Origin of the sequence: Candidatus Poriferisodalis sp., assembly GCF_965262965.1 — a bacterium.
GTDB lineage: Bacteria > Actinomycetota > Acidimicrobiia > Acidimicrobiales > Poriferisodalaceae > Poriferisodalis.
In genome coordinates, this window is record NZ_OZ253573.1 from 2,408,821 (window position 1) to 2,435,191 (window position 26,371).

At 66.2% G+C, this 26,371-nt stretch carries 23 protein-coding genes; 6 read left to right on the forward strand and 17 right to left on the reverse strand.

The features are described from left to right. Nucleotides 1–31: 31 nt before the first annotated feature. The 3 genes from ACQY5K_RS11485 to ACQY5K_RS11495 form a co-directional block, all read right to left on the reverse strand. Entirely contained in the window at nucleotides 32–847 is an 816-nt protein-coding gene (locus ACQY5K_RS11485) for an aspartate/glutamate racemase family protein (RefSeq protein ID WP_428115285.1), read from the reverse strand. Between the two features lie 117 nt (nucleotides 848–964). Next, nucleotides 965–2,098, reverse strand: a complete 1,134-nt coding sequence (locus ACQY5K_RS11490) for an NAD(P)/FAD-dependent oxidoreductase (RefSeq protein WP_428115288.1) — start codon at nucleotides 2,096–2,098, stop codon at nucleotides 965–967. Between the two features lie 28 nt (nucleotides 2,099–2,126). Beyond that, nucleotides 2,127–5,423, reverse strand: a complete 3,297-nt coding sequence (locus ACQY5K_RS11495) for a bifunctional proline dehydrogenase/L-glutamate gamma-semialdehyde dehydrogenase (RefSeq protein ID WP_428115291.1) — start codon at nucleotides 5,421–5,423, stop codon at nucleotides 2,127–2,129. Between the two features lie 318 nt (nucleotides 5,424–5,741). Here ACQY5K_RS11495 and ACQY5K_RS11500 point away from each other — a divergent pair, with 318 nt between their 5' ends. Together ACQY5K_RS11500 and ACQY5K_RS11505 are read left to right on the forward strand one after the other, a co-directional pair. Beyond that, on the forward strand, nucleotides 5,742–5,990 hold the full coding sequence (locus ACQY5K_RS11500) for a FitA-like ribbon-helix-helix domain-containing protein (RefSeq protein WP_428115294.1): 249 nt from the start codon (nucleotides 5,742–5,744) through the stop codon (nucleotides 5,988–5,990). After that, on the forward strand, nucleotides 5,987–6,388 hold the full coding sequence (locus ACQY5K_RS11505; RefSeq protein ID WP_419921322.1) for a type II toxin-antitoxin system VapC family toxin: 402 nt from the start codon (nucleotides 5,987–5,989) through the stop codon (nucleotides 6,386–6,388). Before ACQY5K_RS11500 ends, ACQY5K_RS11505 begins: the two co-directional genes overlap by 4 nt. 18 nt (nucleotides 6,389–6,406) lie before the next feature. On the opposite strand, the gene ACQY5K_RS11510 is transcribed toward ACQY5K_RS11505, so the two are convergent. The 3 genes from ACQY5K_RS11510 to ACQY5K_RS11520 form a co-directional block, all read right to left on the reverse strand. Next, nucleotides 6,407–7,411, reverse strand: coding sequence for a malate dehydrogenase (locus tag ACQY5K_RS11510; protein ID WP_428115297.1), 1,005 nt, complete (start codon nucleotides 7,409–7,411; stop codon nucleotides 6,407–6,409). A 167-nt stretch (nucleotides 7,412–7,578) separates the two neighbouring features. Next, nucleotides 7,579–8,427: a bifunctional 5,10-methylenetetrahydrofolate dehydrogenase/5,10-methenyltetrahydrofolate cyclohydrolase gene (locus ACQY5K_RS11515; protein WP_428115300.1), complete on the reverse strand. Its 849-nt coding sequence runs from the start codon at nucleotides 8,425–8,427 to the stop codon at nucleotides 7,579–7,581. 72 nt (nucleotides 8,428–8,499) lie between these two features. Beyond that, nucleotides 8,500–8,787 carry a hypothetical protein gene (locus tag ACQY5K_RS11520; protein ID WP_428115302.1) on the reverse strand — a complete coding sequence of 96 codons (288 nt, stop codon included), beginning with the start codon at nucleotides 8,785–8,787 and terminating at the stop codon, nucleotides 8,500–8,502. Between the two features lie 86 nt (nucleotides 8,788–8,873). On the opposite strand from ACQY5K_RS11520, the gene ACQY5K_RS11525 reads away from it, so the two are divergent. Continuing rightward, the gene (locus tag ACQY5K_RS11525) at nucleotides 8,874–9,179 is read left to right on the forward strand and encodes a hypothetical protein (RefSeq protein WP_428115305.1); all 306 of its coding nucleotides are present in this window, start codon (nucleotides 8,874–8,876) and stop codon (nucleotides 9,177–9,179) included. 56 nt (nucleotides 9,180–9,235) lie between these two features. Here the strand turns inward: ACQY5K_RS11525 and ACQY5K_RS11530 are convergent, their stop codons facing one another. Together ACQY5K_RS11530 and ACQY5K_RS11535 are read right to left on the reverse strand one after the other, a co-directional pair. Continuing rightward, the gene (locus ACQY5K_RS11530) at nucleotides 9,236–10,492 is read right to left on the reverse strand and encodes an NAD(P)/FAD-dependent oxidoreductase (protein ID WP_428115308.1); all 1,257 of its coding nucleotides are present in this window, start codon (nucleotides 10,490–10,492) and stop codon (nucleotides 9,236–9,238) included. 33 nt (nucleotides 10,493–10,525) lie between these two features. Beyond that, nucleotides 10,526–11,542 (reverse strand): lysylphosphatidylglycerol synthase domain-containing protein, encoded by a 1,017-nt coding sequence (locus tag ACQY5K_RS11535; RefSeq protein ID WP_428115311.1) that lies wholly within the window; start codon nucleotides 11,540–11,542, stop codon nucleotides 10,526–10,528. A gap of 85 nt (nucleotides 11,543–11,627) precedes the next feature. On the opposite strand from ACQY5K_RS11535, the gene ACQY5K_RS11540 reads away from it, so the two are divergent. Beyond that, the gene (locus tag ACQY5K_RS11540) at nucleotides 11,628–11,969 is read left to right on the forward strand and encodes a hypothetical protein (RefSeq protein WP_428115314.1); all 342 of its coding nucleotides are present in this window, start codon (nucleotides 11,628–11,630) and stop codon (nucleotides 11,967–11,969) included. 4 nt (nucleotides 11,970–11,973) lie between these two features. Here the strand turns inward: ACQY5K_RS11540 and ACQY5K_RS11545 are convergent, their stop codons facing one another. Beyond that, nucleotides 11,974–12,267 carry a hypothetical protein gene (locus ACQY5K_RS11545; RefSeq protein ID WP_428115315.1) on the reverse strand — a complete coding sequence of 98 codons (294 nt, stop codon included), beginning with the start codon at nucleotides 12,265–12,267 and terminating at the stop codon, nucleotides 11,974–11,976. Nucleotides 12,268–12,369: 102 nt separating this feature from the next. On the opposite strand from ACQY5K_RS11545, the gene ACQY5K_RS11550 reads away from it, so the two are divergent. Beyond that, nucleotides 12,370–13,536 (forward strand): glycosyltransferase, encoded by a 1,167-nt coding sequence (locus ACQY5K_RS11550; protein WP_428115318.1) that lies wholly within the window; start codon nucleotides 12,370–12,372, stop codon nucleotides 13,534–13,536. A gap of 199 nt (nucleotides 13,537–13,735) precedes the next feature. Here the strand turns inward: ACQY5K_RS11550 and sucD are convergent, their stop codons facing one another. The 7 genes from sucD to guaA all read right to left on the reverse strand — a co-directional run bounded on the left by sucD (nucleotide 13,736) and on the right by guaA (nucleotide 23,581). After that, entirely contained in the window at nucleotides 13,736–14,620 is an 885-nt protein-coding gene (gene sucD / locus ACQY5K_RS11555) for a succinate--CoA ligase subunit alpha (protein ID WP_428115320.1), read from the reverse strand. A gap of 82 nt (nucleotides 14,621–14,702) precedes the next feature. Then, nucleotides 14,703–15,851: an ADP-forming succinate--CoA ligase subunit beta gene (gene sucC / locus ACQY5K_RS11560; RefSeq protein ID WP_428115323.1), complete on the reverse strand. Its 1,149-nt coding sequence runs from the start codon at nucleotides 15,849–15,851 to the stop codon at nucleotides 14,703–14,705. Nucleotides 15,852–15,904: 53 nt separating this feature from the next. Then, entirely contained in the window at nucleotides 15,905–18,253 is a 2,349-nt protein-coding gene (locus ACQY5K_RS11565) for an ATP-dependent helicase (RefSeq protein WP_428115326.1), read from the reverse strand. Between the two features lie 28 nt (nucleotides 18,254–18,281). Next, on the reverse strand, nucleotides 18,282–19,487 hold the full coding sequence (gene argJ / locus ACQY5K_RS11570) for a bifunctional glutamate N-acetyltransferase/amino-acid acetyltransferase ArgJ (protein ID WP_428115329.1): 1,206 nt from the start codon (nucleotides 19,485–19,487) through the stop codon (nucleotides 18,282–18,284). 149 nt (nucleotides 19,488–19,636) lie between these two features. Next, nucleotides 19,637–20,308, reverse strand: a complete 672-nt coding sequence (locus ACQY5K_RS11575; RefSeq protein ID WP_428115331.1) for a hypothetical protein — start codon at nucleotides 20,306–20,308, stop codon at nucleotides 19,637–19,639. A 5-nt stretch (nucleotides 20,309–20,313) separates the two neighbouring features. Beyond that, nucleotides 20,314–21,957 carry a thiamine pyrophosphate-dependent enzyme gene (locus ACQY5K_RS11580; RefSeq protein ID WP_428115334.1) on the reverse strand — a complete coding sequence of 548 codons (1,644 nt, stop codon included), beginning with the start codon at nucleotides 21,955–21,957 and terminating at the stop codon, nucleotides 20,314–20,316. A 46-nt stretch (nucleotides 21,958–22,003) separates the two neighbouring features. After that, complete coding sequence (guaA, locus tag ACQY5K_RS11585; RefSeq protein ID WP_428115337.1) at nucleotides 22,004–23,581, reverse strand: glutamine-hydrolyzing GMP synthase; 1,578 nt, start codon at nucleotides 23,579–23,581, stop codon at nucleotides 22,004–22,006. Nucleotides 23,582–24,315: 734 nt separating this feature from the next. On the opposite strand from guaA, the gene ACQY5K_RS11590 reads away from it, so the two are divergent. After that, nucleotides 24,316–24,579 carry a hypothetical protein gene (locus tag ACQY5K_RS11590; protein WP_428115340.1) on the forward strand — a complete coding sequence of 88 codons (264 nt, stop codon included), beginning with the start codon at nucleotides 24,316–24,318 and terminating at the stop codon, nucleotides 24,577–24,579. A gap of 113 nt (nucleotides 24,580–24,692) precedes the next feature. Here the strand turns inward: ACQY5K_RS11590 and groL are convergent, their stop codons facing one another. Continuing rightward, on the reverse strand, nucleotides 24,693–26,342 hold the full coding sequence (gene groL, locus ACQY5K_RS11595; protein WP_419921337.1) for a chaperonin GroEL: 1,650 nt from the start codon (nucleotides 26,340–26,342) through the stop codon (nucleotides 24,693–24,695). Nucleotides 26,343–26,371: the final 29 nt, after the last annotated feature.

A 26,371-nucleotide genomic window follows, 5' to 3' on the forward strand; every position in this document is an offset into this window, starting at 1 on the left:
AACGAGTCTCGGCGGCAAGACCTGTCTATGTTCACGACGCAGGAGGCGGGTGGGACGATGTCTTCGCCGGCTCGGGACGCGGGTCCGCGTCGAGAACCGGCTCCACGATCGGAATCCATCCCAGCTCGCGCGCAGGCACCGACTCGTAGCCGCCCGCTCGGCTCGTGCGCCAACCATGATCTGTTCCCAGTTCTGCAAGGAACTCTGCGTATCGCAACGGGGCGGTGATGGCATCGATGACGGGCACGCCGATCTTGTCCTGCACCTGACGGTAGAAGCCAAATTCAATGGTGCAGCCCAGCACAACTGCGTCAGCGCCGTCGTCGCGCACGGCGCGTTCGGCTTCGTGCACGATGCGCTGCTGCGTCTCCACTGCATCGGCTTGAAACTCGTCAACGCTCATTTCCAGGACTCGAAACGACGCCAGATGCTCACCAAAGCCGTACTTCACGACGTTCTCGTGCATTTCGGGGATCCACTTGCGGCGGCCGACGAGGATGGAGACTCGCTCGCCGATGGTGGCAGCTATGCGCAGGCAGGCCTCGGCGGGGGCCGTGACTGCCATTCGGCCTGCCAGCTCCCGAGCCCCGCGCAAAAAGGGGTCGTAGAAGCAGCCGACGACTGCGGCATCGTAAGCTCGCTGCTCGGCAGCCCAGCGCACCACGCCCATCGTCGGGCCGGCAACGACAGCCTCGAGCGCATTCCACTCAAGATGCTGGGGGCCGACATCGGGAAGCGAGCAGACATCAACGCGTGTCGTCGGTGCGGCCTCGCGACGCAGCTCTGCCCCAATTGGTGCGTCGTAGGCGTCAGTGCCTACAGGATTGATCCACAAGATCCGGGCCATCTGCTATCTCGCCTCCTCGTGCAGCGGGAGTCGAGAAGCACACTATGTGGAGGCCTCACCACCGAATCTTGGGCAATTCGCTTGGTGCAGTGTCGTCAATTGTGCAGCAAGCACTGCTCAGGCGGTGAATCGCTCGGCACTGAGTTCGGCCTCTAGGTCTCCGACGCCGCCAGCGGGCCTGTCGCCGCAGATCAAGTCGGCTGTTAGCGAGGCAATGGCCGGTGCGGTTTGTATCCCCGTGCCACCCTGGCCGGCGCACCAAAAGAAGCCCCCGACATTGCGATCGAACCCGACGACGGGGACGCGGTCTGGCGCAAATGTCCGCAGACCGGCCCACGTCGAGCGAACCGAGCGGATCTCGAGCCTCGTCGCCTGGTTGACGGCCTCGATGCCGACCGCTACGTCGATCTCGCGCGGCCGAGCGTCACACGGTCTGTCGAGATGCTCGTCGGCTGGCGATCCCAGCAGCTGGCTCGGTCCTTCGGGTTTGAAGTAGAACGTTTCATCGGCAGCAATCACGAGCGGCCACTCATCGGTGTTATGACCGGTCGAGAAGGTGAAGATCGTGCGCCGGAGCGGTTGCATGCCCAAGGTCTCGGTGCCCGCCACCGCTGCCACTTCATCAGCCCATGCGCCAGCGGCATTCACCACGACATCACAGCTCAGTGAACCACTGCCCGTCTCGACCTTCCAACTGCTGCCCTGCCGGTCGAGCCCACGCACGCCGTGGTCCCGAAGGATCGTCACGCCACTCGCACGGGCGCCCCGTACGTAGGCCTGGTGCAGCCCGGCGACGTCAATGTCAAAGCCGCCGTACTCGATAACGCCCCCGGCGAGCCAATCGGGGTCGAGCGCAGCGCAGATCTCGATCGTGCGGGCGGCATCGATCAGCTCGCACTCGGTCGCGGCGACCCGGTTGGCGTCGACCCGTTCGACCAGATGATCCTCGAATCCGGCTGGCGCCACCCACAAGACGTTGCGCGGCACGAGCACGGCATTGTCGGCGAGACCATCGGCATCGGAGGCCAAGAAGTCCCGGGACGCAGCGCTCAGCACCCGGTTCGCCGGCTCGCCGTAGGAGGCCAAGAACTGTGCTGCCGAACGGCCCGTGCTGTGAGCGGTCAGCGTCGCTTCCCGCTCGACCACAGCCACCTCGTGACCACGCTGCGCCAGGGCGAATGCAGCTGACATTCCGGCAATGCCGCCACCGACTACGACCACATCGAACGATTGGGAATCCTCTCCTGCCATGACTCGCGCCCTCTCCACGACGTCGTCGCTATGGCCCTGCCAAGAAGACATTGCCGTAGCGGTGTGTGGCTTGGCTGACCGCTTGCTCGCGGAGATAGTGGACTAGCTCAAGACGGCCCTCGGCAGTCACCGGATCTCCGCAGATGTGCACGCCGGCGTCATTTGCAGCCGCCTTTATATCGGTGCTGCAGGTTCCCACCAGCCGCATGCGCTCGACGCCAAGCGAACTGAGCCGCGCAGCGAATTCGGCACTCGACTCTGAGGGGGCGTGTGACTCGACCAGCCGCACACCGCACCGACTTGCCGCGATACGCACGCGTTCGACGTCTCGAGGAGCAGCATCGGCTTCGACGCGAAGCGCCAGCGATGCCAGCGGCCGGTAGCGAAATATGTTGCTCTCGCAGAACAAACCCGACGGGTCGTGCTCGGCGACGAACTCAGCCTGCCACGCTTTCTCGTCGCTAGCGCGTGCCGTTGTCAGCCATTCGTCGTCACCGAGACCGGCATCTACGGGGTGCCACGTTCCGAGCTGAGACACGTAGTTCGGTCCGCCGGTCTTCGCACCGGGGCCGATCGAGGACTGCTTCCATCCACCGAAGGGCTGCCGCCGCACGATGGCGCCAGTCGTGGCACGGTTGACGTAGGCGTTGCCGACTTCGACGGCATCGGTCCAGCGGCGGATCTCCTCCGGGTCGAGCGTATGGATGCCCCCAGTCAGTCCGAAGGGGCTCGAGTTCTGCATGTGGATGGCGTGGTCGAGCGACTCGGCCCGCATGAGTCCAAGCACTGGGCCGAAGCACTCGGTGCTGGCGAACCACGAATCGGCCCTCACACCGATCCGCACTCCGGGTGTCCACGATCGATCGCTGATCTGTCGAGGCTCAACGAGCCATTCCTCGCCGGAGTCGAGCTGTGTCAGCGCACGCAGCAGTCGGGGTTCGGGCGGACGGATAAGCGGCCCCACCGTGGTGGCTATGTTCGTCGCGTCGCCGACGGCAATACTCCTCACTGCGTCGGCGAGCTGGCGACGCAGACGAGGGGACGTGTAGGCGTCTCCCACGCAGATCGCCAGGCTGGCAGCTGAGCACTTCTGGCCAGCATGTCCGAAGGCCGATGACACAAGGTCGCCCACTGCCAAGTCGATGTCGGCATTGGGCGTGATCACCATGGCGTTCTTGCCTGACGTTTCTGCAAAGAGCCGATGGTCGGGTTTCCACGACTGGAACATGCGTGCCGTGTCGTGCGCGCCGGTGAGGATGACGGCATCCACGCCTGGATGGCTGACCAGGTGGCGTCCGACTTCGTCGTCAAGAGTCCGGATGAAACCGACCAACCCGGGGGGCAGGCCCGCAGTCCAGCAGCACTGGGCCAGCAACTCAGCGCAGCCCGGTGTCTCGGGCGCGGGCTTGAGGATGGACGCATTGCCCGCTGCCAACGCCGCAAACACGCCACCAGCCGGAATGGCCACTGGGAAGTTCCACGGCGGCACGACGAGCACGGTGCCGAATGGCTGAAACCGGGCATGTCGATATTCCGTCAAGCCGCGCCCGCATTCGGAGTACCAGCGGGCAAAGTCGATTGCCTCGGACACTTCCGGATCCGCTTCGGCCATCGTCTTGTGGCCTTCACGAATCATCGCGGCTACCAAGTCACCCCGCCTCCGGCTCAGTTCTGCGGCCGCTTGCCATAAGAACTCACGGCGTTCGCTCGCCGGTGTGGCGGCCCACTCCTGCTGCGCGGAGGCGGCCGCGTTCACGACGGAATCGACGGTCGCCAGCTCTCGGGTGACGGTCGCGATCGGGTCGCTCCCGTCGTTGCTCAGAGCCTGGCGCAGTAGATCCTGTGCCCAGACCCGATTATCTGCCAGAGCTGGGTCGGTGTCGGCTTCATTGAAGAATCCGATACCTGATTGGACGGCTTGGGGTCCGCGGCGGCGGTTTTGGTGGCGGCGCGGGGAGCTGCCGACGGCCCAGCGTTGCGCAACGGCGGTCCGGAACTTGCGGGCCTCAGATTCGAAAGCGGCACTTCGAGGCCGAAGGCCGAACAGATGATGGATGAAGTTCTCGTCGGAAGCGTTCTCCTCTAGGCGCCGGAAGAGATAACTGATCGCTACGTCGAAGTCCCTCTCGGCGACTGCGGGGGTGTAGAGCAGCACACTTCGGCGCTCACGGCGGAGCAGCGCTGCCTGAGCGGGAGCCATGCCCTCAAGCATCTCGAACTCCACTCGGTGACGGACATCGCGCTGGCCGGCAAGCAAGTCGGCCCATGCCACGTCGAACAAATTGTGGCTGGCCACGCCTAACCGGACTGACGCCGTGCGATCTTCGGCGAGAACCCAGTCGAGACAGCGCTTGTAGTTCGCGTCGGTCTCGGCCTTTGTGGCGTACGGAGCTTGAACCCAGCCGTGTATGGCCGCTTCAACTCGCTCCATCGCGAGATTCGCACCCTTCACCAAACGGATCTTGATGGTGCCACGCCGCTGACCTGCGGCGGCCTTGCGGTTGTGCCACTCGACAATGTTCCTCAGCGTCTCGAATGAGTCCGGGAGATAGGCCTGCAATGCGATGCCTACGTCGAGATCTGCGTATTCAGGTTCATCGAGAAGCGTGCGGAAGACCGTTGCTGTGAGTTCCAGATCGCAATATTCCTCCATGTCGAGATTGACGAAAGTGGCGGGTTGCGTAGTCGCCGCCGCTCTCAGCAGCGGGCGCAAAGCCTCCGAGACGCGCATGAGTGAGCCATCAAAATCCCAGACATTCAGCTGGGACACGATCGATGACACTTTGACGGAGACATAGTTCACGTCAGGCAACGTCAAGGTGTCGAGGACCTCTCGGTGCCGTCGTTTGGCTTCGACGTCACCGAGGACGGTTTCGCCGAGCATGTTGACATTGAGTGCGAAGCCTTCCAGAGTCCTCGCACGAAGGTGGCTAGCGAGTCGGTCGGGTTCCGCGTCAACGACGAGGTGCCCGACGAGCGACCTCATCCTGTGAAGAGCAATCGGCATTACCAAGCGAGGCAGCCACCGGCCAAGCCGTGCGCCCGCTCGCAGCAGCGTCCGATCCAGGGGGGACAAGAACGCAGGCAATGGTGCCTCGTTGACAAGCGATCCGAGCTGATCAGCGGCGACGGCCGGGTTCTCTGGCCGTACCACTCGGTCGACGAATCGCATCGCAAATGCGGTGGCGGATTCATCGGTGACCAGCCCGGCCAGACGTTTGGCTCCAGCTCGTTCCCGTTTGGGAATGCTCCGATCAGCCGCCTCGAGCCATCGGACGACGCGCTCGATTGCCGCGTCCACGAGCAGACCAGTGTCGCTGGCCATGAGTCAACCGCTCCCTTCGTCCAAGAACAGACCCGAACGGCAATCGGTATGACGGGGTGACTGCCTGAGTCCAAAACCTATGTAGCCGACGAAGACGCCATCGATGGGCACTTCGCAACCCCAGGCTTGGCCAAGAGCGCACTCTGCCCTCCACAGGCGAGCCTCTCGCAGAGTCGGGATGCACCTGATCGGATATCCATGATGCGCGCCACTGTCGGGCGTGTCACATTTGTCCGATGAATTTCAGTGTCTTTCCGACGCAAATCGCTGGGCCTTGTGCAGGCATAAAGCATGAATTCTTCATGCTAACTTCATGCAATGACGAGCCTTCAGGTGCGGAACATGCCGGATGAACTCCATGAGCGCCTCCGCCGCTGCGCACAGCAGCGCAACTGTTCGATGAGTGCGGTGGTGCTTCAGGCCATCGAACGCGAACTCGAGCGGTGGGACTGGCTGGAGCGTCGGGCGACGCGGCCAAAGTTCGACCTTGGCATCAGCGCCGCCGACGTGATTGCTGAGGTGCGCCGCGAACGCGATGAAGAACTCGCACGTCGCTACGTCCCATGACTCGATACGTTGTCGACGCATCGGTGGCAGTTGAGTACCTGATGCAATCGCCCGTCGGAGCAGCGCTTGCCAGCACGCTCGACTCGGCTTCTATTGACGCTCCAGAATTGCTTGATCCCGAAGTCGTGTCAGCCTTGCGCCGACACGTCAACGCAGGGCTGCTCACCGACGCACAGGCTGAGCTATTGATCGAAGACCTCGCGTCGTGGCCCATCAATCGCATTTCGCATCGGTTTCTCACGAGTTCGGCGTGGAAGCACAGACAAAACGTCTCCGCTTACGACGCCATGTATGTGGCCACAGCCGAAGCTGTCGATGCTCCACTGATGACAGCGGACGGCAAACTAGCCCGGGCACCGAACCTTGGGATTGCCGTTCACTACGTCTCGTTGACGTGAACGGTGGGGCGGGCGAGATCAGCCGAGCAGGCCCATTCCGGCGACGCTGTCGCGCTCTTCGACCAGTTCGGCCCAGGAGGCTTCGATGCGAGCGCGGCTGAAGCCGTCGATGTCGAGGCCGGTGACGACGTGGTAGGCACCGCCGGACGTCGTTACCGGGTACGACGTGATGATCCCCTCGGGAGCCCCGTAGTCGCCGCTTGAGGGGATCGCCATGGATACCCAGTCGCCGCCGGGCGTGCCTGCGGCCCAGTTGCGCATGTGATCGACGGCTGCCGAAGCTGCCGACGCGGCGGAGGAAGCGCCGCGGGCGCCGATGATGGCTGCGCCGCGCTGCTGGACCGTGGGGATGAAGTCGTCCTCCAGCCACGCCTGATCGTCGACCAGTGCCGCCGCGTTGTGGCCGCCGACCTCGGCGTGAAAGATGTCGGGGTACTGCGTGGCCGAGTGGTTGCCCCAGATCGTCATGCGGGTCACGTCATTCACCGACATGCCGGCCTTGCTAGCCAGCTGCGCGATGGCCCGGTTGTGGTCGAGGCGGGTCATCGCCGTGAACTGCGAGTCGTCGATGTCGGGCGCGTTGCGCATGGCGATCAGGCAGTTGGTGTTGGCCGGGTTGCCCACCACCAGCACTCGCACATAGCGGCTCGCCGCGTCGCTCAGCGCCTTGCCCTGCACAGTGAAGATGCCGCCGTTGGCTTCCAGCAAATCGCTGCGCTCCATGCCCGCCTTGCGCGGCATCGATCCCACCAGCAGCGCATAGTCAGCGCCGTCGAAGGCCTCGTTCGGATCGGAGGTGCCCTTGCGCCCGGCCAGCAGCGGGAATGCGCAGTCGTCCAGTTCCATCATCACACCGTCGAGCGCGCCCATCGCCGGCGGGATCTCCAGCATCGCCAGCTCGACTGGCTGATCGGGGCCGAGCATCGCACCCGACGCAATGCGGAACAGCAGGCTGTAACCGATCTGTCCCGCAGCTCCCGTCACGGCTACCCGGACTGGATTCTTGACGGCTGCATCGTTCACGGCATTCTCCCTGGGTCAGTTGCGGGCTCGGTTCGGGCGCGGACACCTCGTCCCGGCTCCGGCGTTTCTAGCGGAGTAGGTGGCGTTGTGCACCACGCCGCGGCCGAGGAGGATGCCCGAGCGGTTCGAGACCCGAAACCGAGGCTTCGTGGTGTCGAGACGCGGGCTCAGCCAGGGGCTGCGCGGGCGGCGTCGACGGTGTTGGAAAGCAGCATTGCCCGGGTCATCGGACCGACGCCGCCGAGACGGGGCGTCACCCAGCCGGCCACCTCGCCCACGGATTCGTCGACATCGGAGAGGATCTTGCGGCCCTCGCGGGTAATGCCGGCGCCGACCACTGCGGCTCCCGGCTTGACCATGTCGGGCGTGATGAGGCCCGGGACACCGGCTGCGGCGATGACGATGTCGGCCTGGCGGGTGTACGCGCCGAGGTCGGCGACACCGGTGTGCACGACGGTGACGGCCGCGTTGGCCACCGGGCGTTTCAGCGCCATGAGCAGCGCCATCGGTCGGCCGATGGTGAGGCCCCGGCCCACAATCACGACGTGGCGGCCTTCCACCTGCACCCCGTAGTGCTCGAGCATCACCTGGATGCCCCGGGGCGTGCAAGGCAGCGGGCCGTCGACGCCCATCACCAGGCGGCCCAGGTTGACGGGGTGCAGGCCGTCGGCGTCTTTGTCGGGGTCGATGGCCAACAGCGCCGCTTCCTCGTCGAGCTGGCGCGGCAGCGGCAGCTGGACGATGTAGGCGTGCACGGCCGGGTCGTCGTTGAATAGGTCAATCACAGCGTTGAGATCAGCCTGGGTGATGTCGGCGGGCAAATGTTCGTGAATCGAGGCGATGCCGACCTCTGCGCAGTCGCGGATCTTGGCCCCGACGTAGCTGTGCGACGCCGGATCATCGCCCACGAGAATCGTGCCGAGTCCGGGCTGCAAGCCGCTGCCCTCAAGCTGGCTGCGCAGGTCGCCCTTGATCTGCTCCGCCAGCGCCTGTCCGTCCAGAAGCACCGCAGTCATCGCCCGAACAGTAGCGGTGGCACCACGAAGTCCCGTCCGTGTGCCCCGAGAGCGCCGTTGCTCGGCTCTGGGTCAGCGAGCGGTTGCCGGCTCAGTTTCGGAATGGCGCGCCAGCAGCTCTTGTACAGAAGAACGCACATCGGCCTCGGTCCACCCTGCAGATGTGGCTTCTGCGACGACTCGCAGCGCCTCCACGAACAACTGTGACGGGCTCTCAGTCGCGCCCAACGCTTCCAGCAGCTTCGCCTGTAACTCGTAGACCGACGCCCGCCTCGTTTCGAGCCATGTCTCGATGCAGCCGACGCCAGACTCACGCAGCGATGACGATTGCGTGGTCGACTTCGCGGCGGCCCGGGCCATGAGCAGGATTGTACGTGCCGGCTGTCGCCAGTCTTGATCGAATATTCATTCCGAATTACCGAGTGCGCTGAGGCAGTCTGCTGCCGATGGACGGCAGGCGATATACCTCGGCCTCGGAACTGCGAGCAGTCTTCAACGCAATCGTCCTCCCGCGAGTCGAGCGTGGCGAACTCGATGAACTCGTGCTGTCGAGCGCGGAAGCCGCAGCCGCATCTCAGCAACCGCCGGGCACGGTGAGCCAGCTTGTCGGCTACTACGACGCAGGCCGGCGGGTGGCGGTCGCGCATCGATTTGTCACACCTGACGGCGAGTTGGCGGCGTCGGGCAAGCCTGACCCCAAGGAAGTACGCGTGGACGCAGAGCTGCTCGTGCTCGATGCGCGAGTTGCCTGATCTCAGCCGACGCCTCTGCTTCGCGGGCACAACCCTGACGTTGCGCCCTCAAGGCATCAGTTGGCGTTCTGGGTGGTCGTGTTGCGGGTGCGGGCGGTGCGTCGTTTGTGCAGGCGGCGAAGGGTCGGCGCAGCGGCGGCGAGGGTCCGATCCGCTGCGGCCAGGACTTTACCTGCGGTGCCGGGGGTCTCGTTGTCGATGAGGTTGCCCATTACTTGCAGGGTGAGGCGGGCGATGGCGTCGGTGCCGACTGCGAGACGCAGGCCCGTGCGCAGGATGCGCGGGTGCCCGATGAGGAACGAGAAACGCCGGCCAGTCCGCAGGAACGCATCGAACTTCTCAGCGACGATGCGGTCGTAGGTGTCGGCGACCATCGCCGGGTCGACTGTGAACAGGTCGGCAGCCAGGATGCCGGTTTCGAGGCCGTAGTCGATGCCCTCGCCGTTCATGGGGTTGATCAGCCCGGCTGCGTCGCCGATGGCGACCCAGCCGGGGCCGTGCCGCTTCGTGGCGCTCATCGGCAGTCGCCAGGCACGTGGGCGTTCCAGGTACGGGCCGAGCTGCCAGCTGTCGACAACCAGGTCGCGGTAGCTGTCGCACAGGCGGTTCAGGTTCAGGCTCGCGAAGCCCTTCATAGTGCTGAGTGCTCCGACGCCGATGTTGACCGTGCCGTCGCCGGCGGGGAACAGCCAGCCGTAGCCGGGCACCGCCGTGCCATCGGCATCGCGCAGTGTCAAGCACGCTTCGAGGTATTCGTCGGCGTGACGGGGCGTCTCGGCGTAGGTGCGGATGGCGAGGCCGAACGGCTCTGTGGGGTCGCGTAACGCGCCGAGCATGCGAGCGGCCTGGCCCTGGGCACCAGCGGCGAGCACAACGAGGTCAGCAGTCCAGCGCTCGCCTCCGGCCGTGACGCCCACGGTGCGACCGTCTTCGATGATGGGAAGCGCCTCGGTACCAAAGCACAGCTCGGCTCCAGCCGCAGCGGCGCCGTCACACAGAGCGCTGTCCAGTCGGCGTCGCGGCCACACCGCTCCGTACGGGCCGAACTGCCCGTTCGCCGGCCAGTCCAACTCGCGCACGCGCCGCCCGGCGATCATCCGCAGCCCCGCGATGCGATGGGCTTCGTCGAGCGAAACGCCGAGCTCACCCAGTGCTGCAACCGCGCGCGGCGTCAGGCCGTCGCCGCAGACCTTGTCGCGACCCGGAGGCGCCTTCTCGAACGCCGTCACCGCGATACCGGCGCCCGCTGCACGCATGGCCGCCGCCGCACCGGCGGGACCAGCGCCGATCACGATCATGTCCCGGTGCGGCACCGCTACAGCCTGCCGGTGCGCACGCCGTATCGCTCAGCCAGCGACGTCGGCCGCGGTCGTCGGTCTGGCTCGACCCGCTGCAGCGGCGATGGGCAACAACACGAGCTCGTGGGCGAATTCCAGCACCCGCACGGCGATGGCGAACGCGGCTGCGTCGCCGATGCCGAAGCGGTCGGCCAGCAGGGCCGCTACCACGACTTCCCGCACGCCAAGACCCGCCGGTGTGATGCCGACCATGCCGACCGCCACTCCGGCCGCCGTTGCGCCGGCGACCAGCCAGACATCGCCGGTACCGGCTCCCACCACGGCAAGGGCCAGCAGCACCGTTGCCACGAGCCGAAACACGACCGAGGAGCCGTACACCAACGTCGCGTGCCAGACCGTCGACCGTTGCGCACTGAGCGCGTCGGGAGGGATGCGGTCAGCTACCCGACGCAGGAGCACCACACGGCGCATACAGCGATCGATGCGCCGCCACCACGAACTGGCCCCCGCGAGCGTCCACGGCAGCGTCACCAAGCCCACCGCCGCGCCGGCGCCGATCACGATGCGCACAAGCCAGCCGCCGGCGGTGCCCAGCCAGTCACTTGGCGCCCACAGCGCTGCGAACACGGCGGCCCAACCGACGAGCGTGGCGGTTTCGACCACAACTGAGGCTCCTGCGGCAGCCCGGTTGACGCCCAACGGGGCGGCCAAGGAGGCACGGGCAGCGATGGGCACCAAGCCAGTGGGCAGGTAGCGGGTGGCTTGCGACAACATCCAGATGCGAAGCGCGGGCTGACACGCCAGCGGTGTGCCGTAGCCGCCGATCAGCTTGCGCCACGCGGCTGCCAGCAGCAGCGTCGCCGAGAACGACATAGCGACCGCCCCGATCAGCCAGCCAGCTTCGACGTTCAGGTCGATCTGACGCAGGTCGTCCCAGTTCCGAACGGCCAGCCAGATGATCACGGCCGCGGTCGCCAGTCCGAGCGTCCACCTCACGGCGATGCCGACCCACCGCTGCGTGCCGGTGCCGCCTCCGATGCCACCCGAGGGGCGTCCCGTTGGCATCCGGCCGAGCGTACCGGCGCTCCCGGGAACCAGCCGAAGCTCCGCCAGGAAGGCTCCCAGCCAGGTCCGCTGCGAGACTGGGGCGATGCGACCTGTGCCGGCGAAGCCGCCTGCGGAATTGCCGGCTCTAAATGTGGACAAACGGGGACTCTTCGGCAAGTTCGTTGCGTGGGTTCTCAGCGGCGCAGTTGTGTGGTTCTCCTCGAATGTCGTTGTGTGGATGGGCCTCATCGGGGACTGGGACGACCCGCATCCGCCGAACCCGATTGCCGCATGGTCAGTGGCCGTGATTTCCATGGCGGCGATCACGTTGATCGCCAGGAGCATGCGGTTGCGCGCGGTGCTCTACACCGCATTCGCGATGCTTCCCGTGCAACTCGTGTGGTGGGGACTGTTTGTGATCCCCAACGCAGGTATCGCGAACTGAGGAATCAGCCGCCCGCGCTCACCCCTACCGATGTACGGCGAGCGTCCTGCAGTAGCGCATGGGACAGAGCGGCCACGAGTCGTTCATCGGCCCAGCCGGTCTCGGTCGCCTGAGCGACGAGATCAGCAGCCTCAAGCGTCAGTGGCGATCTGTCGCCATTGATGATCATGATCGTCAGGTCCGCTTGAAGCGCATACGGCTCCGCCGCGCCATCCTCGAGCCACTCCCCTACGACATCCCGTGCGTCGCCGTCTGGCGCTTTGCGTGTTCGCCGTCCATGTTGCGAAGGCCCGCTCACAGGTCACACGGTATCGCCGTCGCCGGCGATGACAGGCCGATATTCGCTTTGTGAGCGTTCACCGCGCCGCCGGGCCGGCGGGAACCTTGCGAGACTGGGGCGGTGCGTGTGGTGCTGGTGGCTCCTGGGTTTCCGACGTCGCTTGATGATCACCACAAGCCGTTCTTGGCGGACCACGCCAACGCGCTCGCCGACGCCGGCGCAGACGTCACCGTTGTGTGCCCTGCTCACCCTGACGCACCGGCCCGTCACCATGTCGGCAACGTGGATGTCGTGCGCGTCCGCTTCGGCCCCCGCGCCGTCGAGGCGCTCGTCGCCAAGGGCGAGAGCTACCGGGTCCTCGCAGGCCTGTCTGCGCTCTGGGTGATTCCAATGATCGCCGCGCTGTGGCGCGAGACCGTCCGCCAGCTTGGCCGACGCGCTGGCCCCGATGGCCCATGCGTCGCTCACGGCCACTGGTGGTTTCCCTGCGGCCTCGTTGCCGTCGCGGCAGCGCCCTTTGTGCGTCGGGCCACCGGTGTCGTGCACGTCCACGGCTCCGACGCGGCAGTCACTACGAACCCCGTGCACCGCTGGTTGGCCCGTCGAGTCCTGTTGCGCGCCGACGCCGTCGCCACCGTCTCCGACGATCTCGCAGCGTGGGCCAGCTCGCTGACGAGCCGCGCCAAACCGGGCCCCCGCATCGAATGCGTTTCCATGCCCGTCGGCGTTCATCGCTTTGAAGATCTCGGCCCGCCGCCACCCGACGGTCCCGTCGTCGGCGTCGGACGCCTCATGGCTGAAAAGGGTTTCGACATCCTCATCGAAGCTGTCGCCACCCTGCCCGCGACCGAACGGCCCGACGTTGTCCTCGTCGGCGACGGCCCCGACCGATCAACGCTCGCCGCCCTTGCCGTCCGCCGCGACGTCACCGTGCACTTCACCGGCGCACTCGCACCCGCCGAAGTGGCCAACTGGTACCGCGCCGCCCGAGTCGTGTGCGTCCCGAGCCGCCGCGAAGGCTTCGGCATGGTCACAGCCGAAGCCCTGCTCGCCAAGCGCCCAGTCGTAGCCACCGCAGTCGGCGGAGCGCCCACCCTCGTCACCGACAGCAGCACCGGCCACCTCGTGCCCCCCAACGACATCGACGGTCTCGCCCGCGGCCTCGCAGACGCACTCGCGCGCACCAACGTCGACGCTGTCTGCGACCGAAGCGTCGCCGGGGCCCTCGGGGCCCTCGCCCCACAAGCCCACGCGAGTGCACTACTCCAGCTCTACGCCTCACTGTGAACCTCACCGGGTTTCACGCAGGCAGTGGGGAGCCTTCGGTTCGGTGAAGGCGGCGGTATTCGGCTGAGCGAACCGAGCATGCGGTGTGCATGTTGGCTGCGCTCAGCGGGGCGTGACGACGTTGACACCGCGCAGGTCTGCGAAGCCGGTTGCGTCAGCGGTGACCACGGTGCGGTTCGTGGAGCCCACGCGGACCGGCTTACAGCGCGGCGACGATCTCCGCCATCAGCTCGCCAGCCTCGGTGGGATTGAGCCCCACACGAACGCCCGCGTCGCGCAGCGCTTCCATCTTGGCCGCAGCTGTGCCCTTGCCCCCCGAGACGATGGCGCCGGCGTGGCCCATCTTCTTGCCTGCGGGCGCAGTCACACCGGCGATGTAGCTCGATACCGGCTTGGACATGTGGTTCTTGATGAACTCGGCCGCTTCTTCCTCAGCCGAGCCGCCGATCTCGCCGATCATCATGACGGCCTTGGTGTCGGGGTCGGCCTCGAACGCTTCGAGGCAGTCAATGAATGACGTGCCCGGCACCGGATCGCCGCCGATGCCGACGCAGGTGGTGACGCCGATGTCCTTCTGCTGCAGCTCGTACAGCGCCTGGTACGTCAGCGTGCCCGAGCGGCTGACGATGCCGACCGGTCCGCCCGGCTTGGCGATGTGACCCGCGGTGATGCCGATGTTGCACTCCCCTGGCGTGATGATGCCCGGGCAGTTCGGCCCCAGCAGCTGCACATGGGGATAGTCGCGCTTCAGCATGTTGAAAAAGCGCGCCTCGTCGTGCGCCGGAACGCCCTCGGTGATGCAGGCCACGAACTCGATGCCGGCTTCCGCAGCGTCCATCACGGCGGAGAAGACGCCGGGCGCGGGGATGAAGATGCACGAGGCGTTGGCGCCAGTCGCCGCGACCGCCTCGGTGCAGTTGGCGAACACCGGGACGCCTTCCACATCGGTGCCGGCCTTGCGCGGGTTGGTGCCCGCGACGACGTCGGTTCCGTAGTCCCGGTTCAGCATGCCGTAGTACCGGCCCTGGGAACCGGTGAGGCCTTGGTAGACGACCTTGGTGTCCTTGTTGACGAAAACGCTCACGTCACGCTCCTGCAGCGGCCGAGTCGACCGCACCACGATGAGTTGAAAGACCGGCCCTGCGGGGAACGCTCACGTCACGCTCCTACGACTTCGCCGCGGCCAGCGCGACGGCTCGACGGGCGGCGTCGAGCATGGTCGGTTCCATCATCAGCTTGTCGTTGAGATGCGGGGCCAGGATCTCGCGGCCCTCAGCGGCATTGGTGCCGTCGAGCCGCAGCACGATCGGCGCCTCGATGTCGACCGCCTCCAGCGCGCCGATGATGCCGTTGGCCACTTCCTCGCCGCGGGTGATGCCGCCGAAGATGTTGATGAAGATGGCCCGCACGTCGGGATCGTTGTTGATCACCTCGAGTGCGTTGGCCATCACCTGGGCATTGGCGCCGCCGCCGATGTCGAGGAAGTTGGCCGGGCGCCCGCCCACCTGATTCACCACATCCACCGTGCTCATGGCAAGCCCGGCACCGTTGGCGATCACGCCGACCGAGCCTTCGAGGCCGACGTACTGCAGCCCCTTGGCGTGGGCGGCTTCCTCGCGCTCGTCGCGCGGCTGCGTCTCGTCGTACTGCGCATAGTCGGCGTGACGGAACACGGCGTTCGAGTCCAGCGTCACCTTGGCGTCAAGCACATGCACACGGTTGTCCGGAGTGAGGATGAGCGGGTTGATCTCGACGAGGTCGGCATCGCCTTCGGTGTAGGCCACGTAGAGCTTCAACAACATGCCGACGGCCTGGTCGGTGGCGACAGGGTTCAAGTGGGCGCCCTCGACCCAGGCCCGGGCATCGGCTTCGGTGAGACCGACCGCGGGGTCGACCCATACCTTGCTGATGGCGTCGGGGTTCTCGGCTGCGACCGCCTCGATCTCGACGCCGCCCTCCGCCGACAGCATCCCGAGGTGCTTCTTGGCTGAGCGATCCAACGTGAAGCTGGCGTAGTACTCCTCGGCGATGTCCGACGCTTTCTCGATCCACAGTCGAGCGACCACATGGCCGTTGATGTCGAGTCCCAGGATGTTGTCGGCGTGGGTGCGCACGTCGTCGATCGTCGCTGCGAACTTGACGCCGCCGGCCTTGCCGCGACCGCCGGTATGCACCTGCGCCTTGACCATGACAGGCGTACCCAAGCGCTGCGCAGCAGCCACCGCCTCGTCGACGGAGAAGGCGACGTCGCCGTCAGAAACCGGCAGGCCGTAGCTCGCGAAGAACTGCTTCCCTTGGTATTCGAAGAGATCCACGGCCGGGAGCATACGGTGCTGCCCCCGCCCGGCGCTGTGGCGTCAGTGCGCTGTCAGGACCCCAGGCGTTTCAAGCCGGCGATGCTTGCGGCGAAGGTCTTCGTGCCGAGATTGGAGAAGTGCACGGTGACCTCCCAATCGTCGGCGTCGGGGCGCAGACTCTGGACAACCCCGGCGCCAAACGTGGGATGCGCCACGTCGTCGCCGATGCTGAAACCGACCGAGTCCGCAGACGCCGTTTCGGCCATCCGGGCAGCCACTCGGCGACGCGCCTGCTCGCGGCGCGCCTCACGCCCTTTCGCGGCCGGGCCGTCGTGCTCGCTCGCCTTCTGCGGTTCGGTGCGTCGACTGGACGTCTCCGTATCGCTGATCTGGTTGTATTCGCTGCGTTCGCTGGGCCGGCCCCAGTCGCTGGTGACCGGGCGCCACGAGCTGCGGTAGCGGCCGACGTCGGGTGAGCGGTCATCGAGCAGCGACTCGGGGATCTCGCCGAGGAACCGGCTCGGCGGGTTGTAGCTGGTGACGCCGTGGAGCATGCGGCTCCATGCGTGTGTCAGGTACAGCCGCTTGCGGGCGCGGGTGATGCCGACGTAGGCGAGCCGGCGTTCTTCTTCAAGATCGTCAGGTTCGGTCATCGAACGTGAGTGCGGGAACACGCCGTCCTCAAAGCCGGTCACGAACACCACGTCGAACTCGAGCCCTTTGGCGGCGTGCAGGGTCATGAGCGCCACCTGCGAGGCGTCGGTCATCTCGTCGACATCGCTGACCAGCGACACCTGCTCCAAGAACTCGTCGCACGACTCGAAATCGGCGGCGCTGCCAACGAGCTCTTCGAGGTTCTCCCGTCGGCCTTCGGCTTCGATGGAGCCGTCGTCCGTCAGCTCCTGGAGGTAGCCCGAGCCCTCCAGCGCCGACTCCAGGACCGCTGCGGGTCCATCAGGTACGCACGCGGCCGCCCGGTCCATCAATTCGCGGAAACGCAGCAGGCCGCCGCGGGCCGCGCCGCGCACATCTGCGTCGTCGAGACGGTCGAGCACGTCGACCAGCGACACGCCATCGCGGGCTGCCAGTGCGTCGAGCTTCGCAATGCTTCGATCCCCGACGCCGCGCGTCGGCAGGTTCACGACTCGTTTCAGCGACACCTCATCGGCAGGGTTCACTGCCGCGCGCAGGAACGCCAGCGCATCCTTGATCTCGCGTCGGTCATAGAAGCGGGTTCCGCCGATGATCTGGTACGGCACATCGTTGGCGACCAGTTCTTCCTCGATGACCCGGGCCTGAGCATTGGAGCGGTAGAACACGGCGGCGTCGCTCCAGTCGATGCTGCCCTCGCCCTGCATTCGCCGAATCTCCGAGCACACGAAGCGGGCTTCGTCGGCCTCATCGGCGCCGCGGTAGCGAATCGGACGGGTGCCGCCCTCCCGATCGGTCCACAACTTCTTGGCCGGCCGGCCCAGGTTGTTGCGGATCACCGCGTTGGCAGCGTCGAGGATGGACTGGCTCGAGCGGTAGTTCTGGTCGAGCACGTACGTCGAGCTGTTGGCGAACTCGCCCCCGAATTCGAGGATGTTGGTGATGTCCGCGCCTCGGAAGGCGTAGATGGACTGATCGGAGTCGCCGACGACGAACACGTTCCGGGGCGGACCCGAGAGCAGGCCGACCAAGCGCACCTGTGCCAGATTCGTGTCCTGGTACTCGTCGACAAGGATGTGGGAGAAGCGCTGCTGGTACTGCTCGGCCACGTCGGGATGCTTCCGCAGCAGCTCAACACCGATCATCAGCAGATCGTCGAAGTCCATGGCGCCCGCTCGTTGCAGCCGCTTCTGGTACTCCGAGTAGATGCGGCCGATCGCTTTGGCGTACGGACCGCCGCCGTCGGGCACCTCTGCCAACTCAGCGGCTTGCACCGGAGAGATCAGGCGGTTCTTCATGGTCGAGATCGCCGCGTGGACGGCTCGGTCAGCGAAGCGCTTCGGGTCGAGATCGAGATCTCGCACGACGTAACGGGTGAGGCGCCGGGCGTCGGCCTGGTCGTAGATGCTGTAGGTGCGGGGGTAGCCCAGGACGTCGGCGTGGTCTCGCAGGATGCGGGCGCACGCGCTGTGAAACGTGGAGATCCACATCCGTTCGGCGACAGGGCCGATGAGGCTGCCGATGCGGTGCCGCATCTCCTGCGCGGCCTTGTTGGTGAACGTGATCGCGAGGAGGCCGAACGGGCTGGTGCCCCGGTGGTGCACAAGGTGCGCGATGCGGTGAGAGAGCACCCGTGTCTTGCCCGAGCCGGCCCCGGCCACCACGAGGGCCGGGCCCTCGCCGTGCAGCACCGCGGCACGCTGGCCGGCGTTCAGCGGAGCGAGGATCGGGTCGTCTCGCTCACCCGTCGGGGCGGCAGCCGCACTCATTCGCACCCCGCAGACCGAAGCGGCTGGCTCATGTCGTGTAGTCGGCGTTGATGCGGACGTACTGATCGGTGAGATCGCAGCCGTAGACCGTGAACGAGCCCCCGCCGCCGGACGTGACGCCCAGATCGACCGAGATCAGCACCTCGTCGGATGCCAAGTAGGCCTCCAGCTCGGCCAGCGCTTCGGGTGTGGCCGGCGTGGGGTACACCTCCTGAGTGCCGAAACGGATCACCACCTTGTCGGGGTGGATGTCGGTCTCGTCGCTGCACTTGCCGACCGCCATCGCAACCCGGCCCCAGTTGGGGTCACGGCCATGCACGGCAGTCTTGACCAGCGGCGAGTTCACGATGGCCTTCGCGACCAGCTTGGCCTGGGCATCGTCTCGGGCGCCGTTCACGGTCACCATGATGAGCGTCTCGGCGCCCTCGCCGTCAAAGGCGAGCTGGCGAGTCAGGTCCCCGCTGACGGCACCGAGGGCGGCTTCCAGCTCAGCCTCGTCGACGGGTCCGGCTGCACCGTTCGCCAGCATCACCACCATGTCGCTGGTGGAAGTGTCGGTGTCCACGCTGAGCGCATTGAAGGTCACGTCGCACACCCGGCGCAGCATCGCGTCGAGCCGGTCGGGAGCGATCTCGGCATCGGTGGTGATCACCGAGATCATCGTGGCCATGTCCGGTTCGATCATGCCCGAGCCCTTGGCGATGCCGACCACGGTGGCGGCGCCCGCCGCTGCGCTGGCGGTCTTGGGGTGGGTGTCGGTGGTCATGATCGCCGCGGCTGCCGCAGTGGCGTCCCGTGAAGCCAATGCCGCCTCTGGCGCAGCGACCAGACGGTCAAAATAGGCATCAACCTTGCCTTCGGGGTAGTACACGCCGATGACGCCGGTGGAGCCCACCAGCACTTGATCGGGCTGGCAGCCCACGAGTTCGCCAACGCGCCGTGCCAAGTTCGCTGCGTCTGTGTTGCCCTGCTCGCCGGTTGCCACGTTGGCGTTCTTCGACACCACCACGACCGCCTGCGCCCGCCCGTCGGCAACGTTGGCCTGGCTGAGGTGCACGCTCGCCCCGGCGAAGAGGCTCTTGGTGAACACTCCCGCTGCGGCAGCCAACCGGTCGGCCGTCAGAACCATCACATCGTCGGTGTCGTCCTTCATGCCGATGTTGCCGACATGGCAGCTGAAGCCCGTCGGAAGCTCGACCGGAGCGGCCGGCTTCGAGAGCCCTTCTGAGATCATGATGATTCCTCGACGCACACTTCGGGGCGGCACGGCCGCAACTGTGGGGCCAAGGTAGTTCCGGTCGCTCCGCGAGCCTCCGTCAATTCAGCCAGTCCAGTCAGTCAAGTGAGTCAGCCCGGTCCAGGCAACCGGTCCACGTGACCGGCTCAACGGTCCTCGGAAGGCACCGTGAACAGCTCGTCGGTGTGCAGTGTCCAGTTGGCCCGGCGCCGGTTGGGGTCGTCGGTCCGCCTCGTTCCGGTGGCCGAGCCGGCATGGGAAGTCGGCAGCACCATGCCGCGCAGGAAGCTCGCCTCCATGGTCTCGCTGCCCCAGAACACGACCTCGTCGTCTCCCGATTCCCACCAAGGCTCGCCGGGCACACCGCCTCGGTAGCGCTCACCGTGCTGCTCGATGTTGAACGTGCCCCGCAGCAGGCAGCGGATCCCCGGACCGGGATGGGTATGAGGATCTGAGACGTGTCCCGCTCGCGACGTGATCTGGTCGAGGCGGAACAGCCACTCGCTCCCCCGAGCCATGTCCAGCGTCGTGATGAGCCGGCTCATCCGGTGGATCGTGAGCACGCCGGAGCCCTCTATGGACGCGGGCGGACTGTTGGGAAGGTCGACCTCCCAGCGCCAGATCTCCGACCACTCGGCACTGCCCGCCACCTCGCAGCCCTCCGAAGCTGCCGCGGACTCCCCTGCTCGCAGGTCGCGCCCGTTGAGCGCCACTTCGCCGTCGCGCACATAGAGCAGCCGCGGCAACGGCCCCAGCGGTGTCGAAGTTACGCCGCCAGCGAGGACCTGGTCTTGGTAGAAGTTGATACTGAACGGCATGGGTCTTACTCGCTGGGCTGGAGGCCTCGGATTCGTGGCTTAACGATGTGCGGCCACGGGAAGGGAACCTCGCCGAACGGCACCTCGACCACAGCCGGCTCGCCCGAGCCCAGCGTTTCGCGCAGGCTGATGCGCAGCTCGTCTGGTGTGCTGGCACGCATCGCTCGGACACCGAATGAATCTGCCAGCTTCACGAAGTCCGGGCTCGTGAGGTCGCTGGCGATGACGCGGCCGCCATATCGCTCGTGCTGTATCCGGCGGACGTTGCCGTAGGCGTGGTCGTTGAACACGATCGTCGTGAGCGGAATGTCGTGGCGTACGGCAGTCGCCAACTCATTGATAGTGAACAGTGCACCTCCGTCGCCGACGATCGACACCACCGGGACGTCGCGCCGCGCATGTGCTGCACCGAGTGCCGTCGCGAACCCGTATCCCAGCGTGCCCTGGTAGCCGGCACTGATGAAGGTCCTCGGACGGAACACCTCGTACCCGAGCCACGACACGTAGCCGCACTGCGTCATCTCATCGACGAAGATGCCCTCAGCCGGCAGCTCGGCTCTGATGGCACCGAGCCAGCCGTACTGGGGCGCTAGTGCGGCTGCGCAGGCCGCTTCAGCTTCGGCTCGCGTCTGGGCGACAGTGCTTCGCCATGCGGAGCGGTCGAGCGATGACTCCCCCAGTGCGTCGGCGAGCAGGGGCAGCGCGTCGGCGAGATCGGCATGAATGCCCACTGCGGGCGGCCCGGCGCGGCCGATCTCGTCGGCATCGATGTCGATGTGGATGATCGCGAGGTCGTCGTCGACGCCCCAGGTGGACTGCGCCATGGCGAGCCGGGTGCCCAACCCGATGACGACGTCGGTGTGCGGCCAGAGCTGGTACCCGGTCGGCGTGGCGATGCTCAAGGGATGGTCCGACGGCATCACACCGCGACCCATGCGGAAGGCCAAGACCGGTGCCGACAGCTGCTCGGCCAACTGGCAGATTTCAGACGAGAACGGCTGGGCGCCGCCCCCGACGACGATCATCGGCCGTTCCGCCGCGGCGATGAGCTCTGCCGCCTCGGCAACGGCCGCCGGATCGGGTGCAGGACCTGGCCGTGGCGGGGCGACAAGATCGCCGGGAGACGACTCGACGGTGGCGTTCCACACGTCGGTCGGGACTTCCACACCGACCGGGCCTCGACGACCCGAGCGCAGCGCCGTGAACGCGCTCTGCAGCACAGCGTGGGCCGTCGCGCCGTCGGTGACACGCTCAGCCTGGCGGGTGAGCCGCCCCAGCACGCCCAACTGATCCGGGATTTCGTGCAACGCGCCGAGGCCTTGGCCGATTGCGTCCGAATGGATCTCGCTCACCAGCGCCAGCACCGGCGCATTGGTGGCGTATGCCGTGCTGAGCGCCGCTGCGGTGTTCAGCAAGCCCGGTCCCGGCACAACACAGAACGCCTGCGGCTCGCCCGTCGCCAAAGCGGCTCCCAGCGCCATGTAGGCAGCGCCCTGCTCGTGACGGGTATGGATGGGCACCAGTGCGTCGCTGCGGTCGTAGAGCGCGTCGAAGAAGGGATCGTTCTGCACACCGGGCAGGCAGTAGAGGTTGTCGATGCCATTCGCAATGAGCGTCTCGACCGTCAGCCCTGCAACTGTTTGTGTCACTCGCCTCTTCCCGTTCGCATATATCTACGGGCCGCTTCCGAGCCGGCTATTCCCATTCGATGGTGCCGGGGGGCTTGGAGGTGATGTCGTAGACGACCCGGTTCACCCCGGACACCTCGTTGACGATGCGCGACGAGATCGTCTCGAGCAGATCGTGCGGCAAGCGGGCCCAGTCAGCAGTCATCGCATCCTCGCTGGTGACCGCTCGCACGATGATGGGCTTGGCGTACGTGCGCTCGTCACCCATCACGCCGACGCTGCGGATGTCGGCCAGCACGGCGAACGCCTGCCAGACCTCGCCGTCCAGTCCGGCCGTCTCAATCTCGGTGCGCACGATGACGTCCGCGGCCCGCACGGTTTCGACAGCCTCGGGCGTGACCTCGCCGACGATCCGCACACCGAGGCCAGGGCCGGGAAACGGCTGGCGCTGCACGATCTCGGGCGGCAGGCCCAGCTCGGTGCCGACGGCACGCACCTCGTCCTTGAACAGGTTGCGCAACGGCTCAACCAGCTCGAACGTCATGTCTTCGGGCAGCCCGCCGACGTTGTGGTGGCTCTTGATCTTGGCCGCAGTGGGCGAGCCAGACTCGATGACGTCGGGATACAACGTTCCCTGCACCAAGAAGCGGGCATCACTGATGCCTCCCGCGGCCCGTTCGAAGATGCGCACGAACTTCTCGCCGATGATCTTGCGTTTGTCCTCGGGATCAGTCACCCCCGCCAGCGCCTCGAAGAACTCGTCGGCAGCTCGCTCGTGGATCAGTTCGATCCCCTGGGTGCGGCGGAACGTCTCGGTGACCTGGTCGCCTTCGCCGGCGCGCATCAACCCCGTGTCCACGAAGACACAGGTGAGCTGGCTGCCAATGGCTCGCTGGGACAGCGCGGCCGCCACGGCGCTGTCCACCCCGCCCGAAAGACCGCAAATCGCCCGTGCCGAACCGACCTGAGCCCCGATGGCCTCGACGCTCTCGGTGATGACATTGGTCATCGTCCATTCGGAGTTGATCTGGCACACCTCGTGCAAGAAGCGCTCGAGCTGGGCTTGCCCGTTCGGGGTGTGCGCCACCTCAGGGTGGTACTGCACCCCGTAGAAGCGCCGCCCGAAGTCCTCGATCACGGCCGCCGGACTGTCGGGCGTCATGCCCGTCACCACGAATCCGGCCGGTGGCTCCGTCACCGCATCGAAGTGCGACATCCACACCGGCTGTGTCGAAGGTTCTCCTGGCGACGAGCCGTCGAGGAGCTCTGACGCAGCGTCGGTTCGGCCGAGCATTGTGCGCCCGTACTCGCCCCGACCGCTGCGGTCCACCCGGCCGCCGAGGTCGCGGGCCAGAAGCTGAGATCCATAGCAGATGCCCAGGATCGGAACGCCCAGCTCGTAGACGTCAGGATCGATGCCGGGGGCGCCGTTCACGTGGACTGAAGCTGGCCCGCCGCTGAAGATGATCGCCGCTGGCGAGCGTTCAGCCAGCTCATCGGCGCTCGACGTGTGAGGAACGATTTCCGAATAGACCTGCGCCTCGCGCACCCGCCGCGCAATCAGCTGCGCATACTGCGCGCCGAAATCCACCACAAGAACCGTTGGGTGGGCAACCGGGCTGGCCGCCGAGGATGGTGGGGGCATAGGTCCCGCGCTGGAACTGCGCCAAGTTGGGGAAAACAACGAGGCTACCGCTGGGCCTTCCCCGGGTCCCGCACCTGCGAGTCAGCGATTCCAACTGAGATTGGGCCGTCACGCTGTTTCGCTGATTCGCTGATTCGCTGATTCGATTGTCGCCAATCTGTTGATCGATGACGCCGGCGTTGCCGACATTCGTGAAGAGTGCGGGAAATCGCAGTCTCGGAGCATCCAGCCATGCCTACGCTGCGCTCTAGTGGCGGTCGAGCGACAATTCTCGAACAGCAGCGTTGATCGTGCCGGTGAGGTACTTCGATGCGTCGCGACGGGCTCGCTCCCACCGCCGCCGCCGCAACAGAGATGACGACCGCATTCGTGACTACGTAGCTACGCCCCGCAGTTCCGGGTACCGGGCAGTCCACATTCATACCCGTTATCAGGCTGGATTCAATCGGTCGTCGCAACACCGATGGGCGCGCTTGCTGGAGGATCTGACGAGCCGAACCGGGATCGACTACAAGAGTGGTGACGGACCTTTCGAGCACCATGAACTGCTCCGAGACCTTGGCGGGCTCTATGCGCTGCGGGATGTCAGCGGTCACTCGCTAGCGGGCCAGGATCAGAACCTTGTTGACCTAGCAGGCGCACTAGAGCAGTTGTTTGAGCGCGATGTACGTCGTTGAGGATGCGACGTTCGATCACGAAATCCCCGGCCTCCCGCGGCCGGTTACGCTGCGCGCATGACTGCCGCCGCTCCCCGAAGCAGGACGATCCACTTCTTGATCGCCTACGACCACGACACCCGGCAGAGAATCCGGATGGAACGCTTGAGCGATGGTGCTCGCGCAGTCGTGGCGTACGGCGAGATGGAGCGGGAGTACGAACACAATCGACGAGTGGAGGTCGTCCTGCTCGGCGCGGACTCTGAGGAAGCCATTCGAGTCACGCATCCGAACTACTTCGACGACCAGCCGCTCGACGAACTCCTGGATCTGGTCCGATAGGGCTGCCAAGAGTCGCGAGCTTCAACTGCGAGTCCCTGCGGAACGCCACAAACGACACAGGGCCGGCGATCTCGCCGGCCCTGTGCGTGAGTTGTAGAGAGGTGTAGCGCGAGCTACATCATCCCCGGCATGCCGCCCATGCCGCCGCCCATCGCGGCAGCCGCAGCAGCGGCAGCGTGGGGATCGGCCTCTTCGGGCTTGTCGGTGACGAGCGTCTCGGTCGTCAGCAGCAGTGCTGCGATCGAGGCTGCGTTCTGCAGCCCCGCACGCGTCACCTTCGCCGGATCGATCACGCCAGCGGCAACGAGGTCTTCGAACTCGCCGGTTTCGGCGTTGAAGCCGATGCTGCCGTTGGACTGCTCGACCTGCTGCACCACCACGGCGCCCTCGTAGCCGGCGTTCTGGGCGATCTGGCGGGTCGGAGCGTCGAGCGCCCGGTGCACCATGTTGGCCCCCGTGGCCTCGTCACCGCTCAGATCGAGCGCAGAGATGGCACCGCGGACCCGCAGCAGCGCAGTGCCGCCGCCGGGCACGATGCCCTCTTCGATCGCCGCACGCGTCGCCGAGACGGCGTCCTCGATGCGGTGCTTCTTTTCCTTCAGCTCGACCTCGGTGGCCGCGCCGACCTGGATCACCGCAACGCCGCCGGCCAGCTTGGCCAGCCGTTCCTGCAGCTTCTCGCGGTCCCAGTCGGAGTCGGTGTCCTCGATCTCACGCTTGATCTGCGTGACGCGCCCCTCGACGTCGGCAGAGCTGCCGCCGCCTTCGACGATCGTGGTGTCGTCCTTGGTGATGATTACCTTGCGGGCAGTGCCAAGCAGCTCGACCGAGGTGTTCTCCAGCTTCAGGCCGACCTCTTCGGAGATGACCTCGCCGCCGGTGAGGATGGCCATGTCGGCCATCATCGCCTTGCGGCGCTCACCGAAGCCGGGGGCCTTCACTGCCACCGAGGCAAACGTGCCACGGATCTTGTTGACCACGAGCGTGGCGAGAGCCTCGCCCTCGACGTCCTCGGCAATAATGACGAGGGCCTTGCCGGACTGCATGACCTTCTCGAGCACCGGCACCAGCTCGGAGACCGAGCCGATCTTGCCGTTCACGAACAGCAGGTACGCGTCGTCGAAGACGGCCTCCTGGCGGTCCGGGTCGGTCACGAAGTACGGGGACAGGAAGCCCTTGTCGAACTGCATGCCCTCGGTGAACTCGAGGTCGACGCCGAACGTGTTCGACTCCTCCACCGAGATCACGCCATCCTTGCCGACCCTGTCGAACGCGTCAGCGAGGATCTCGCCGATGGTTGTGTCCGCAGACGAGATGCCGGCGACGCTGGCGATCTTGCCCTTGTCGTCGGACACGTCGGTGGCCATGTTGCCCATGGCGTCGACAGCGGCAGCCACAGCCGCTTCGATGCCGCGCTTGAGCTCCATCGGGTTGGCACCAGCGGCCACGTTGCGCAGGCCCTCGTGGACGATTGCCTGGGCCAGCACAGTGGCCGTCGTGGTGCCGTCGCCGGCCACGTCGTTGGTCTTGGTGGCGACTTCCTTCACGAGCTGTGCACCCATGTTCTCGAAGGGGTCGTCGAGCTCGATCTCACGGGCAATGCTGACGCCGTCGTTGGTGATGGTCGGCGCTCCGAATGACTTCTCGAGCACGACGTTGCGACCCTTGGGGCCGAGGGTCACCTTCACGGCATCGGCCAGCTTGTTGACGCCGGCCTCGAGGCCGCGTCGCGCCTCATCGCTGAATTTCAGAATTTTCGGCATGTGTGGTTTCTCTCTTCTTCGGATGCCGC

What these genes read in the sequence shown, in the direction of transcription:
- ACQY5K_RS11485 (WP_428115285.1), bottom strand. Translation starts at nt 847, where the DNA reads ATGGCCCGGATCTTGTGGATCAATCCTGTAGGCACTGACGCCTACGAC.
- ACQY5K_RS11490 (WP_428115288.1), bottom strand. Translation starts at nt 2,098, where the DNA reads ATGGCAGGAGAGGATTCCCAATCGTTCGATGTGGTCGTAGTCGGTGGC.
- ACQY5K_RS11495 (WP_428115291.1), bottom strand. Translation starts at nt 5,423, where the DNA reads ATGGCCAGCGACACTGGTCTGCTCGTGGACGCGGCAATCGAGCGCGTC.
- ACQY5K_RS11500 (WP_428115294.1), top strand. Translation starts at nt 5,742, where the DNA reads ATGACGAGCCTTCAGGTGCGGAACATGCCGGATGAACTCCATGAGCGC.
- ACQY5K_RS11505 (WP_419921322.1), top strand. Translation starts at nt 5,987, where the DNA reads ATGACTCGATACGTTGTCGACGCATCGGTGGCAGTTGAGTACCTGATG.
- ACQY5K_RS11515 (WP_428115300.1), bottom strand. Translation starts at nt 8,427, where the DNA reads ATGACTGCGGTGCTTCTGGACGGACAGGCGCTGGCGGAGCAGATCAAG.
- ACQY5K_RS11520 (WP_428115302.1), bottom strand. Translation starts at nt 8,787, where the DNA reads ATGGCCCGGGCCGCCGCGAAGTCGACCACGCAATCGTCATCGCTGCGT.
- ACQY5K_RS11525 (WP_428115305.1), top strand. Translation starts at nt 8,874, where the DNA reads ATGGACGGCAGGCGATATACCTCGGCCTCGGAACTGCGAGCAGTCTTC.
- ACQY5K_RS11535 (WP_428115311.1), bottom strand. Translation starts at nt 11,542, where the DNA reads ATGCCAACGGGACGCCCCTCGGGTGGCATCGGAGGCGGCACCGGCACG.
- ACQY5K_RS11540 (WP_428115314.1), top strand. Translation starts at nt 11,628, where the DNA reads ATGCGACCTGTGCCGGCGAAGCCGCCTGCGGAATTGCCGGCTCTAAAT.
- ACQY5K_RS11565 (WP_428115326.1), bottom strand. Translation starts at nt 18,253, where the DNA reads ATGAGTGCGGCTGCCGCCCCGACGGGTGAGCGAGACGACCCGATCCTC.
- argJ (WP_428115329.1), bottom strand. Translation starts at nt 19,487, where the DNA reads ATGATCTCAGAAGGGCTCTCGAAGCCGGCCGCTCCGGTCGAGCTTCCG.
- ACQY5K_RS11575 (WP_428115331.1), bottom strand. Translation starts at nt 20,308, where the DNA reads ATGCCGTTCAGTATCAACTTCTACCAAGACCAGGTCCTCGCTGGCGGC.
- guaA (WP_428115337.1), bottom strand. Translation starts at nt 23,581, where the DNA reads ATGCCCCCACCATCCTCGGCGGCCAGCCCGGTTGCCCACCCAACGGTT.
- ACQY5K_RS11590 (WP_428115340.1), top strand. Translation starts at nt 24,316, where the DNA reads ATGACTGCCGCCGCTCCCCGAAGCAGGACGATCCACTTCTTGATCGCC.
- groL (WP_419921337.1), bottom strand. Translation starts at nt 26,342, where the DNA reads ATGCCGAAAATTCTGAAATTCAGCGATGAGGCGCGACGCGGCCTCGAG.